The sequence below is a fragment of the Bacteroides sp. An322 genome (assembly GCF_002161765.1).
Taxonomy (GTDB): domain Bacteria; phylum Bacteroidota; class Bacteroidia; order Bacteroidales; family Bacteroidaceae; genus Phocaeicola; species Phocaeicola merdavium.
Genome location: NZ_NFIN01000019.1, coordinates 25,107 through 36,853, shown reverse-complemented (window position 1 = coordinate 36,853; position 11,747 = coordinate 25,107). Strand labels below are relative to the sequence as shown.

12 protein-coding genes are annotated in these 11,747 nt (G+C 44.0%); all 12 read left to right on the top strand.

Features of this window, described 5'->3' with window-relative positions; all coding sequences use genetic code 11:
* The first annotated feature begins 32 nt into the window (after positions 1-32).
* The 12 genes from B5F91_RS10565 to xylE all read left to right on the top strand — a co-directional run bounded on the left by B5F91_RS10565 (position 33) and on the right by xylE (position 11,592).
* Positions 33-1,484 (top strand): DUF4374 domain-containing protein, encoded by a 1,452-nt coding sequence (locus B5F91_RS10565; protein WP_087429062.1) that lies wholly within the window; start codon positions 33-35, stop codon positions 1,482-1,484.
* Between the two features lie 206 nt (positions 1,485-1,690).
* Positions 1,691-2,653: a PepSY-associated TM helix domain-containing protein gene (locus B5F91_RS10560; protein WP_087429061.1), complete on the top strand. Its 963-nt coding sequence runs from the start codon at positions 1,691-1,693 to the stop codon at positions 2,651-2,653.
* Positions 2,647-2,811 (top strand): hypothetical protein, encoded by a 165-nt coding sequence (locus B5F91_RS15210; protein WP_158099913.1) that lies wholly within the window; start codon positions 2,647-2,649, stop codon positions 2,809-2,811. Before B5F91_RS10560 ends, B5F91_RS15210 begins: the two co-directional genes overlap by 7 nt.
* A 7-nt stretch (positions 2,812-2,818) precedes the next feature.
* A complete protein-coding gene (gene aroA, locus B5F91_RS10555; protein WP_087429060.1) occupies positions 2,819-4,054 on the top strand; it encodes a 3-phosphoshikimate 1-carboxyvinyltransferase in 1,236 nt (411 codons plus the stop codon).
* A 3-nt stretch (positions 4,055-4,057) separates the two neighbouring features.
* Positions 4,058-4,489, top strand: coding sequence for a phospholipase (locus B5F91_RS10550; protein WP_087429059.1), 432 nt, complete (start codon positions 4,058-4,060; stop codon positions 4,487-4,489).
* Positions 4,490-4,564: 75 nt separating this feature from the next.
* Positions 4,565-5,413 carry a metal ABC transporter permease gene (locus tag B5F91_RS10545; RefSeq protein WP_204244680.1) on the top strand — a complete coding sequence of 283 codons (849 nt, stop codon included), beginning with the start codon at positions 4,565-4,567 and terminating at the stop codon, positions 5,411-5,413.
* Positions 5,414-5,425: 12 nt separating this feature from the next.
* A complete protein-coding gene (tsaE, locus tag B5F91_RS10540; RefSeq protein ID WP_204244679.1) occupies positions 5,426-5,851 on the top strand; it encodes a tRNA (adenosine(37)-N6)-threonylcarbamoyltransferase complex ATPase subunit type 1 TsaE in 426 nt (141 codons plus the stop codon).
* 12 nt (positions 5,852-5,863) lie between these two features.
* On the top strand, positions 5,864-6,085 hold the full coding sequence (locus tag B5F91_RS10535; protein WP_087429056.1) for an immunity 17 family protein: 222 nt from the start codon (positions 5,864-5,866) through the stop codon (positions 6,083-6,085).
* A gap of 303 nt (positions 6,086-6,388) precedes the next feature.
* On the top strand, positions 6,389-7,135 hold the full coding sequence (locus B5F91_RS10530) for an NUDIX domain-containing protein (protein ID WP_087429055.1): 747 nt from the start codon (positions 6,389-6,391) through the stop codon (positions 7,133-7,135).
* Positions 7,136-7,151: 16 nt separating this feature from the next.
* Positions 7,152-8,639 (top strand): FGGY-family carbohydrate kinase, encoded by a 1,488-nt coding sequence (locus B5F91_RS10525; protein ID WP_087429054.1) that lies wholly within the window; start codon positions 7,152-7,154, stop codon positions 8,637-8,639.
* A 43-nt stretch (positions 8,640-8,682) separates the two neighbouring features.
* Positions 8,683-9,999, top strand: a complete 1,317-nt coding sequence (xylA, locus tag B5F91_RS10520) for a xylose isomerase (protein WP_087429053.1) — start codon at positions 8,683-8,685, stop codon at positions 9,997-9,999.
* Between the two features lie 120 nt (positions 10,000-10,119).
* Complete coding sequence (gene xylE, locus B5F91_RS10515) at positions 10,120-11,592, top strand: D-xylose transporter XylE (protein ID WP_087429052.1); 1,473 nt, start codon at positions 10,120-10,122, stop codon at positions 11,590-11,592.
* Positions 11,593-11,747 lie beyond the last annotated feature (155 nt).

Here is an 11,747-nt window from a genome sequence, read left to right as displayed (position 1 = left end):
CTGTTAATTATTAACTATTAATTTAAGAATATATGAAGAAAAAACATTTCTCTTGGGCACTTGTAGCTGCCCTCTCTTTTGGCTGTATGTTTACAACCGCATGTAGTGATGACAATCCAGTACAAACCGAAGAGCCTAATCCGAATCCGGAACCAAGTCCGGAACCGAATCCCGAAACCCTGACCCGTTTTGTCATTGTGGCACAAGCGGGAAGCGATAATGGAGCAACTTATCTTGTCACTTCCGAATCGCTGGATGAGGGGCAGGTGACCGCAGAAGGGAACGGATGGGAAACCGAGTCGGCATCCAACTGGATTTATTACGGCGAGCGTTACCTCTTCGGTTTCCAATACAACGACGGAAGCAATGGAACAGGTTTTTCATTCAAGTTAGGAAATGACGGGCTGATAACCGAAGACCGCCAATATACGTTTAACCGTACTACAACTTACGGTACGTGGGGCGATAATGTTATTACGGCTTCTACCAATGCCGGAACGGCGGAAAAAGACGAAGAAGGGAATTTCGCCTATTACCTGCAATTCAATTACCTGAGTGTATTGGACGGAAGCACTACCACCGGAAGCCACATTGCCGAGAATTTCTTGGGCAATGGCGAACGTGTAAGCTTTGCGGGTTTCGTAGAGGCGAATGGGAAACTCTATACTTCGGTTGTGCCGATGGGCATGAGCCACTATGGCGTGAATACCTATCCGTGGGGAATCCAAAAGCCTGAATACGTGGCTAACGCCGACGGAGGAAGCGGCTCAGGACAATATACCGCAGGGATGATTCCTTCTACCCAATATCCCGATAGTGCCTTCGTGGCTATCTATAGCGGAGATGATTTCAATGAAACTCCCCTGATTGCCCGTACAGGGAAAATCGGGTTTGCCAGCGGGCGGATGCGTTCGCAATATTACCAGACCATTTGGGCAGCAGATAATGGAGACCTCTATGTATTCTCTCCGGGATATGGACGTACTACAACGACTCCGGTCACGAACCCCGACGGTACGCAATTCGAACGTGTGCAAGGTCAGCTTCCATCGGGCGTGGTGCGTATCAAGGCAGGTGAGAATGATTTTGACGCTTCTTATTATGTCAATATAGAAGAGTTGGGGAACAAGAATCCGATGTTCCGTTGCTGGCACATTGCCGAAGACTATTTCTTGCTCCAAATGTATAGCGGAGGAGCGGAAAACATGAGTGGAACTAGTGCGCCACGTAACGAATTGGCAGTATTCAAGGGCGAGGAAAGAACACTGACCGTAGTGACTGGTTTGCCCGAAGCCTCTACCTTATCCAGCTTTGGAACACCGTGCAGCGATAACGGATATGCTTACATCCCTGTAGTAACGACAACAGGAGCCAAACCGACCATTTACCGCATCGACCCTGCCACAGGAGAAGCCAAAGCAGGACTTGTGGTAGACAAAGCGGACTCCGTTACGGCATTGGGCAAACTATCAGCAACCAACTAATATGAATCTCACCACAGATTAAAATAATTATTATACTTCGTTGGCTTGTAGGGGCAGGGTTCGCCTGCCTAAATACGCTCGCGGATGTATCAGTTGATGTATTCGGGCGGGCAGACCCCGCCCCTACATAAGCAATGGGGAAGTGCGGATGTTCAAATAATTATTTTTAATCTGTGTAATTTGTGGTGAAAACTCCAAACACAATCATGAAGAAACTATTCCGGAACATACACCTTTGGCTCTCGCTTCCCTTGGGCATTCTCATCAGCATTATTTGCCTTTCGGGAGCAGCCTTGGTATTTGAGCAGGACATCACGCAAGCCCTTCAACGTTCGATTTACCGGGTGACGCCACCCCAAAAAGGAGCGGAAGCACTTTCGCCGGAAGCATTGATAGAATGTATCCAGAAGCAAGCGTCGGACTCGTTACACCTTACCGCCCTCCAACTTTCTCATAATCCCGAAGAAACGGCTTTTGCCTCTTTTCGAGAAACTGGAAAGAAGCGGCTCAGCATCAATCCCTATACAGGTAAAGCATTGGGCTGGACTGAAACGTATCCCTTCTTCCAAACCATGCGTAAGTTGCACCGATGGCTTATGGACCCTCCGCCTTCGAAAGGTGAGAAGTCGGTAGGGAAAGTTGTGGTGGGTATAACTACCCTGCTTATGGTCTTTATCCTGATAAGCGGTTTGGTAATATGGATTCCCCGTACTCGGAAAGCCCTAAAGAACCGCCTCTGTGTATCGTGCACCAAAGGCTGGCGCAGGTTCTGGTATGATACCCATGTATCTATCGGATTCTATAGTACGATATTCTTGCTCGTCATGGCATTGACCGGACTGACCTGGTCGTTTGGCTGGTATCGCACGGCGGCTTATTCGCTCTTCGGAGAAAACCCGTCCGCTTCGGTACACCGCGTAGATAAAGGCAAGGAAAAACCGCGCAAAGACGAAGTTCGAATCACATGGAAAGATGCTCAACCCTCTGCTCCGCAAAGCATGAAAGGCTGGTTTTACGCCTTCCATACCGGGAGTTGGGGAGGAATGTTTACTAAAATAGTGTATTTCTTAGCCGCTTTGTCTGGAGGTGTCTTGCCTTTAAGCGGGTATTACTTGTGGTGGAAACGGACACATAAAAAAACTACAGCCAAAATGTCAGCTAGGTGCTGACAAAAATGCATATAGGTTCATCGGCTTACGAAGCAGGCTTCATCGGGCAACGAAGCAGGCTTCGTAAGCCGATGGACTTATATGTGATTAAAAACTTGCTTGAATGTGTTCAACATACGCTGGAATGCATTATCTTTGCAAACCAACAAGACGATTAATATCACCATGAAACCTATACGATTAATTCCGCCCGAAACGATTCATACAACGATACAATTGCCCTCTTCGAAAAGTATTTGTAACCGTGCCTTAGTTATTAATGCCCTGTCGGAAAAACGTGCCCGGCTTGATAATCTGTCGGATTGCGACGATACGCGGGTTATGATTCGCGCCTTGCAAGAAATGCCGGATACGATTGATATCGGGGCTGCGGGTACTGCCATGCGTTTTCTTACCGCTTATTTATCCGTATGCGAAGGTACGCACAGCTTGACGGGAACCCAACGTATGCAACAACGTCCCATTGGCATTTTGGTTGACGCCTTGCGTGCTTTAGGGGCTGAAATTGTTTATAGTAGGAACGAAGGCTATCCTCCCTTATGCATTACGGGGCATCGGTTAAGCCAAGCGGAAGTGGCGCTTCCGGGAAATGTGAGTTCACAATACATTTCGGCATTGCTGATGATAGGTCCTGCTTTGCAAAACGGGTTAAGACTGACTTTGACGGGAGATATTATTTCCCGTCCGTATATCGACTTGACGTTGCAGTTGATGCGGGCATTCGGTGCCCAGGCAGGCTGGACGGGAGAAAATCAGTTGTGCGTAGAGCCTCTTCCGTATCAGGCATCGGATGCTTATTATGTGGAAAGCGATTGGAGTGCAGCTTCGTATTGGTATGAAATCTGTGCGTTGATGCCTCATGCGGAAATTGAATTGCCCGGCTTGTTCAGGCAAAGTCCGCAGGGAGATGCCCAGGTTGCTTCACTTTTTGCTTCCTTGGGCGTAGAAACGCGCTATGAAGACAATCGGGTAATCCTTTCTAAATCGGGCATAAAAACATCGCGGTTGGAATATGATTTTATCAACCAGCCCGATTTGGCTCAAACGTTTGTCGTTACGTGTGCTTTGCTTGACATTCCGTTCTGTTTCAGTGGGTTGCAAAGTCTGAAGATTAAAGAAACCGACCGTATGGCGGCATTGATTACAGAGATGAGTAAGTTGGGCTATGTATTAGAAGAAAAAGACGGCTCTGTTTTAATGTGGAACGGAGAGCGGTGTACGCCCGATGCTTTCCCCTGCATTGACACTTACGAGGACCACCGCATGGCAATGGCTTTTGCTCCAGCCTGTATTCGGTTGGAGAATGTGCAGATAAATAATCCGCAGGTCGTGAGCAAATCTTATCCGCACTATTGGGAAGATTTGAGCCGTGCCGGTTTTTCGATTCTGGAGGAATGTTAGGTTATGTGGATACTCCTTATTATATTAATAGTGGTGGTGCTTTTCGGCATGGGTGCCGGATATTTGTACAACCGGAATGTGCAAAAGAAAATTGCGGGCGGAGAATTGAAAGAAGCGCCTCCCGTGATTACGGTCGATAGCGAATGTTGTGGGCAACATGCTGTATGCGAGAAAGAAAGTCTTCTTGCAGCCGTTAGTAAGAAAATCGAATATTACGATGACGAAGAACTGGACCGTTTTAAGGGGCATCCGTCAGATACGTATACGAATGAAGAAATTGAGGAGTTCCGTGATATTCTCTACTCCATGCAGGAGACGGATGTGGCTGGGTGGAGCAGGAGCCTTCAATTACGAGGCATCGAACTTCCAGATGAAATGAAGGATGAATTGTTCCTCATTGTCGGAGAAAGACGATTCGAAGCAGTTAAAAATTAAAAGTTAATAGTTAATAACGGTTGTTGGGCGCAGATATGGAAGCTATCGCTATTGGCTATTCATTATTAATTATTCATGAATAAAATGGACTTATTGCAGTATACATTTTTTCAACATGCCTTGTTGGGAAGTCTTTTTGCCAGTATCGCATGCGGGATTATCGGTACTTATATCGTAACCCGGAGACTGGTATTTATCAGTGGAGGAATTACGCATGCTTCGTTCGGAGGCATTGGCATTGGACTATATACGGGTATTTCCCCTATATTGTGTGCCGCTGTTTTTTCGGTGTTATCGGCTTTTGGAGTGGAATGGCTCAGCAAGCGGAGCGATATGCGTGAAGATTCTGCTATTGCCGTATTTTGGACGTTTGGAATGGCTATCGGCATTATTTTCAGCTTCTTGGCTCCGGGGTTTACTCCTGATTTGTCTTCCTTCCTTTTTGGAAATATCTTGACCATTACGCAGGGTGATATTATCTTATTAGGGGTGCTGAGCGTTGTCTTGGTTTTGTTCTTTGCGCTTTTTTTACGTTCTATTGTTGCTATTGCATTCGATGCCGACTTTGCCCGTTCGCAACGGATGCCTGTAACATGCTTTGAATATGTATTGATGATGTTTATTGCTTTGACCATTGTGTCATGTTTGCGCATGGTAGGTATTGTGCTTGTCATATCCCTTCTGACTCTTCCGCAAATGACAGCCAATCTTTTTACATACCGGTTCAGGCATATCATAGGGCTTTCTATTGTCATTGGGTATGCGAGTTGTCTAGGGGGATTGTTTATTTCTTATGCCTATCAGATTCCTTCGGGAGCTTCTATCATATTTGTATCCATTCTCTTTTATGCCCTTGCAAAGATAAGCCGTATCTGTAGTGCGAAAAAGAAAAAAATTAATACCTTTGTGAAAAAGTTAGCATAAAAAAGGATGAATATGAAAATAAGCATTGAGAATCTTGAACAAATCCATGAAGCGGCAAAAGAATTTATTGCAGCTATGGGTGATAATACGGTTTTTGCTTTTTATGGCAAAATGGGTGCAGGGAAAACGACTTTCATTAAAGCGGTATGTGAAGAATTGGGCGTGGCTGATGTCATTAATTCTCCTACATTTGCCATTGTGAACGAATATCGTTCGGATACTACCGGCGAACTTATTTACCATTTCGATTTCTATCGCATCAAGAAGCTGGAAGAGGTGTATGATATGGGATATGAGGATTATTTCTATAGCGGTGCTTTGTGTTTCATTGAATGGCCTGAACTGATAGAAGACTTGCTTCCTGGGGATGCGGTCAAGGTGAGCATTGAGGAGCAAGAAAACGGGAACCGTATGCTCTGTTTTGAAGCTGGTGAATAAAACGTACCTGTTATGGCGGTGCATTATATTATACAGGCATTGTTTGTCCTTGTGGGGCTGCTCGCTTTGCTGGCAGCCCTCTTCAATTGGGATTGGTTCTTTACGGCACAGAACACGCAATTTGTCGTGGCTAATGTTGGAAGAAAACAGGCTCGTTTGTTTTATGCCGTTATCGGTGTGCTGATGATTGCTACGGGAGTCTTTTTCTTTTTGTCGGTAAGGGGAATCGTTTAGTTCGTTTTTAATCCGCTCTTTTGTCTCCGGCTCTTCTTTTGCCTCTTGTAATAAATATATTTCATTAAACATAAGGGTTTTGCGCTTGTGAAAAGGCAAATTCAACCTGTCTGAAATACAGATAAAAAGGGTGAATTTGCCTTTTTGATTCTTTTCGTATCTAGTACAATAATGCTTGTTTTTATTATTGTATCAGGTATGAAAACTATTTATTTGAGAAATAATGTTTTATAACATAAGAAATAATCGGATGTTTTTGGTACAACGTATGTAAAAACTATATATATTTGCAGTGTCAAATGAATGTTGAATATGGAAAAGCAAACCGAAAATAACCTTGTAATCGATGTGCATGTGTCAGTAGACTGTGCAGTTATCGGATTTGACGGGGAGCGGTTTCGGGTGCTTTTGGTTCGTCAGGTCGGGAAACAAACAGACGGAAAGTTTAACGATTGGAAGCTGCCTGGAAGTCCGATTTATGTAGATGAGGATTTAGACGAAGCGGCAAAACGGGTGTTGACCGAGCTGACGGGATTGAAAAATATTCGGATGAACCAGTTTAAGGCATACGGGTCGAAAGACCGTACGTCTGACCCGCGTGATGTGGTGTGGCTGGAACATTTTCATTGGATAAAAGAAGGTAGGGTAGGAAGGATTGTAACGGTGGCATATCTCGCATTGTTGAAGATAGACCAGCATAACAAGCAGCTTACGACTACATACGATGCACGTTGGACTCCGGTTTCGGAAGTCGGTCCATTGGCTTTTGACCACAACCGGATTTTGAAAGACGCGATGGAGGTGATCCGACATTATGTGGAGAGTTCTCCTTCGGTGATGTTTGACCTTTTGCCACGGAAATTTACCGCTTCTCAATTGCGTGTGCTTTTTCAGCTGATTTATAATAAGGAGTTCGATGTACGTAACTTTCATAAGAAAATAGCTCTGATGCCATACGTTGTACCGTTGGAAGAGAAAGAAAAAGGTGTTGCTCATCGGGCGGCGAGGTACTATCGGTTTGACAGAAAGATATATAATAAGTATAAATAATTAAAACATTAGTATTATGTATTTGTTAGGGTATGATATAGGGAGTTCCTCGGTGAAAGCCAGTTTGGTGAATGCCGAGTCCGGAAAGTGTGTTGCTTCGGCTTTCTATCCGAAAACAGAAGCTGAGATTATCGCTGTTCATCCAGGATGGGCTGAACAGAAGCCTGAAATGTGGTGGGCTAACTTGAAGTTGGCTACCGAAGCTATTATGAATGAAAGCGGTGTGAAGAAAGAGGAGATTGCCGCTATTGGTATTTCTTATCAGATGCATGGATTGGTTTGTGTAGACAAACAACAACGTGTGCTTCGTCCGGCTATCATTTGGTGTGATTCCCGTGCCGTTCCTTACGGTGAAAAGGCATTCCAGACATTGGGTGAAGAAAAATGCCTTTCTCATTTGCTTAATTCTCCGGGCAACTTTACAGCTTCAAAGTTGGCATGGATTAAAGAAAACGAACCGGAAATTTTCTCGCAAATCTATAAGATTATGCTTCCGGGCGACTATATCGCCATGCGCTTGACGGGTGAAATCTGTACGACAGTTTCCGGCTTGTCAGAAGGTATGTTCTGGGATTTCAAAGCGAATGATGTCGCACAATTCTTACTTGATTATTATGGTTTCGACCGTTCGTTGATTGCCGATATCCGTCCAACTTTCTCAGAACAGGGAAGAGTGACTGCCATTGCAGCAGCTGAATTGGGCTTGAAAGAAGGCACTCCGGTGACTTACCGTGGGGGAGACCAACCCAATAATGCACTTTCTCTCAATGTATTCAATCCGGGTGAAATCGCTTCTACAGCAGGTACATCAGGCGTGGTTTACGGTGTAAACGGTTCTGTTAATTACGATCCAAAATCACGTGTCAACACCTTTGCTCATGTGAATCATACGGCAGACCAAACTCGTTTGGGCGTATTGCTTTGCATTAACGGTACAGGTATTCTGAATTCATGGATTAAACGTACGGTCGTTCCAGAAGGCGTTTCATACGCACAAATGAATGAACTTGCAGCTCAGGCTCCTATCGGTTCGGGTGGTGTAAGCATTCTTCCTTTTGGTAACGGTGCAGAACGTATGCTTCAGAATCAGGAAACCGGATGTTCTATTCATGGAATCAATTTCAATTTGCATACACGTAATCATATTATCCGTGCGGCACAAGAAGGCATTGTCTTCTCGTTCAAGTATGGTATTGACGTTATGAAGGGTATGGGAATGAATGTACAGAAAATCCATGCAGGACATGCTAATATGTTCCTTAGCCCGATATTCCGTGATACATTGGCTGGCGTAACAGGTGCAACCATTGAACTTTATGATACTGACGGCTCGGTAGGTGCTGCGAAAGGTGCAGGTATGGGTGCCGGTATTTATAAGGATAACAATGAAGCGTTTGCTACATTGGATAAGCTGGCAGTTATCGAACCGGATGTCGCTAATAAGTCGGCATACGAAGATGCTTATCAACGTTGGTTGGGATGCATGCAAAAAATCGTAAAATAATAATAATAAACCAATATTTCATTAACTTTTAAACAAAAAAACTATGGCAACAAAAGAGTATTTTCCGAACATCGGTAAGATTAAATTCGAAGGTGTAGAAAGCAAGAACCCGTTGGCTTTCCGTTATTATGATCCTGAAAGAGTGGTAATGGGAAAGAAAATGAAAGACTGGTTGAAATTCTCATTGGCTTGGTGGCACACGTTGTGCGCTGAAGGCGGTGACCAATTCGGCGGTGGTACAAAGACATTCCCGTGGAAAGGAAATCCTGACAAGGTTCAGGCTGCTAAAGATAAAGCAGATGCAGGTTTCGAAATTATGCAGAAAATCGGTATCGAATATTATTGCTTCCACGATGTAGACCTCTGTGACGAAGCAGACACTATTGAAGAATACGAAGCAAACATGAAGGAAATCGTAGCTTACCTGAAACAAAAACAAGCTGAAACAGGCATTAAATTGTTGTGGGGTACTGCTAACGTATTCGGTCATGCACGTTATATGAACGGTGCTGCTACCAATCCTGATTTCGACGTTGTAGCTCGTGCAGCTGTTCAAATTAAGAACGCTATTGACGCTACTATCGAATTGGGCGGTTCTAACTATGTATTCTGGGGCGGACGTGAAGGCTACATGTCATTGCTGAACACCGATCAGAAACGTGAAAAAGAACACTTGGCTCAGATGTTGACTATTGCTCGTGACTATGCACGTGCAAAAGGCTTCACTGGTACTTTCTTGATTGAACCGAAACCGATGGAACCGACTAAACATCAATATGATGTAGATACTGAAACAGTAGTAGGTTTCTTGAAAGCTCACAATTTGGATAAAGACTTTAAGGTTAATATCGAAGTGAACCACGCTACATTGGCTGGCCACACATTCGAACACGAATTGTGTGTAGCTGTTGATAACGGCATGTTGGGTTCTATCGACGCTAACCGCGGTGACTATCAGAACGGATGGGATACAGACCAATTCCCGATTGACAATTATGAATTGACTCAAGCTATGATGCAAATCATCCGTAACGGTGGTTTGGGCAATGGTGGTACAAACTTCGATGCTAAACCTCGTCGTAACTCTACTGACTTGGAAGACATCTTTATCGCTCACATCGCAGGTATGGACGTTATGGCTCGTGCATTGCTGAGTGCTGCTAAATTGTTGGAAGAATCTCCATACAAGAAGATGTTGGCTGACCGTTATGCTTCATTTGATGCTGGTAAAGGTAAGGAATTCGAAGAAGGTAAGTTGACTTTGGAAGACGTAGTAGCATACGCTAAGACAGTTGGCGAACCGAAACAGACTAGCGGCAAACAAGAATTGTATGAAGCAATCTTGAATATGTACTGCTAATAATTGAATGAAGAATGAAGAATGAAGAATGAAGAATAAGCGGATGTTGCCGATTCTTCATTCTTCGTTCTTCATTCTTCATTTTTTTGTTCTTCATTCTTTACCTTATTTGTTTATATCATGGACTATTCTGAAAAAGGAAGTAAAACTTATCTTTTTACGATTGTGCTTGTAGCCGTATTGGGAGGTCTTCTTTTTGGATACGATACGGCTGTTATTTCCGGTGCTGAGAAAGGTTTGCAAGCCTTCTTCTTAGGAGCGGAAGATTTTGTATATACAGATGGATGGCATGGCTTTACTTGTGCCAGCGCATTGATTGGGTGTATTATCGGTAGTGCCGTTTCTGGATACATGGCTTCGAATTGGGGACGTAAGAAGTCGCTTATCTTTGCCGGTATCATGTTCTTCATTTCGGCATTGGGCTCAATGGAACCTGAATTTTTGTTCTTCGAGCACGGTGTTGCCAATTATCCGTTGCTTATTGCCTTTAATGTGTACCGTGTGATTGGCGGTGTAGGTGTGGGATTGGCTTCTGCTCTTTGCCCGATGTATATCGCTGAAGTGGCACCGTCTAATATCCGTGGTACCTTGGTATCATGGAACCAGTTTGCTATTATCTTTGGTCAGTTGGTGGTTTATATGGTGAATTTCTTCATCTTAGGCGATCATACCAATCCGGTTATCGAATCTATCGGTCAGGGTGTTAATGCCGTTGCTCCGGGTAGTGACCCGTGGACTATTTCTACCGGTTGGCGTTATATGTTCGGTAGTGAGGCTGTTCCTGCCGGTTTGTTCGCTTTGCTGATTTGTTTCGTACCTGAAACTCCACGTTATCTTGTTATGGCAGGTCAAGACAAAAAGGCGCTTGCTGTACTTTGTAAGATTAACGGCAAGACAGAAGGAACCAATATTCTGAACGAAATCAAGAACACCATTACCGAAAAGACCGAGAAAGTCTTTACTTACGGTGTACTTGTCATTTTTGTGGGTATCATGTTGAGTGTATTCCAACAGGCTGTAGGTATCAATGCCGTGCTTTATTACGCACCGCGTATTTTCGGCGATATGGGTATGGAAAATCCGATGATGCAGACCATTATTATGGGTGTGGTTAACATTCTGTTTACGCTTGTTGCTATTTTTACAGTAGAAAAATGGGGACGTAAACCCTTGCTTATTACAGGTTCTACCGGTATGGCAATAGGAGCTTTCGGAGTTGCGTTAACTTTCGGTCATGCAGGTTTGGAAGTAGTTACTATGCTTAGTATCATGGTTTATAGCGCTTCGTTTATGATGTCGTGGGGACCTATCTGTTGGGTACTTATTTCCGAGATATTCCCCAATACCATCCGTGGCGCTGCAACAGCAATTGCTGTTGCATTCCAATGGATATTCAACTGGATTGTAAGTGCATCGTTTGTACCGATGTTTAATATGCAGACAAGTGGAGACCCCAATTTCGGCCATTGGTTTACGTATGGTTTGTATGGTCTCATCTGTGTACTTGCCGCTTTGTTCGTATGGCGATTGGTGCCCGAAACCAAAGGAAAGACATTGGAAGACATGAGCAATCTTTGGAGAAACCGGAAGTAATATCAGTTAGATTAATTTATACAAAAGGGTATGTCATTCAGTTGGCATACCTTTTTTATGTTTATAGACATAGGTTTGTAACATGTTTGGCTTGAAACAGATAAAATCTTGCTTAATATTGGTTATTTGCAATAAAAATACATATATTTGCAATA

What these genes read in the sequence shown, in the direction of transcription:
- B5F91_RS10550 (WP_087429059.1), top strand. Translation starts at nt 4,058, where the DNA reads ATGTGGATACTCCTTATTATATTAATAGTGGTGGTGCTTTTCGGCATG.
- xylE (WP_087429052.1), top strand. Translation starts at nt 10,120, where the DNA reads ATGGACTATTCTGAAAAAGGAAGTAAAACTTATCTTTTTACGATTGTG.
- B5F91_RS10530 (WP_087429055.1), top strand. Translation starts at nt 6,389, where the DNA reads ATGTTGAATATGGAAAAGCAAACCGAAAATAACCTTGTAATCGATGTG.
- tsaE (WP_204244679.1), top strand. Translation starts at nt 5,426, where the DNA reads ATGAAAATAAGCATTGAGAATCTTGAACAAATCCATGAAGCGGCAAAA.
- B5F91_RS10525 (WP_087429054.1), top strand. Translation starts at nt 7,152, where the DNA reads ATGTATTTGTTAGGGTATGATATAGGGAGTTCCTCGGTGAAAGCCAGT.
- B5F91_RS10560 (WP_087429061.1), top strand. Translation starts at nt 1,691, where the DNA reads ATGAAGAAACTATTCCGGAACATACACCTTTGGCTCTCGCTTCCCTTG.
- xylA (WP_087429053.1), top strand. Translation starts at nt 8,683, where the DNA reads ATGGCAACAAAAGAGTATTTTCCGAACATCGGTAAGATTAAATTCGAA.
- B5F91_RS10545 (WP_204244680.1), top strand. Translation starts at nt 4,565, where the DNA reads ATGAATAAAATGGACTTATTGCAGTATACATTTTTTCAACATGCCTTG.
- aroA (WP_087429060.1), top strand. Translation starts at nt 2,819, where the DNA reads ATGAAACCTATACGATTAATTCCGCCCGAAACGATTCATACAACGATA.
- B5F91_RS10565 (WP_087429062.1), top strand. Translation starts at nt 33, where the DNA reads ATGAAGAAAAAACATTTCTCTTGGGCACTTGTAGCTGCCCTCTCTTTT.
- B5F91_RS10535 (WP_087429056.1), top strand. Translation starts at nt 5,864, where the DNA reads ATGGCGGTGCATTATATTATACAGGCATTGTTTGTCCTTGTGGGGCTG.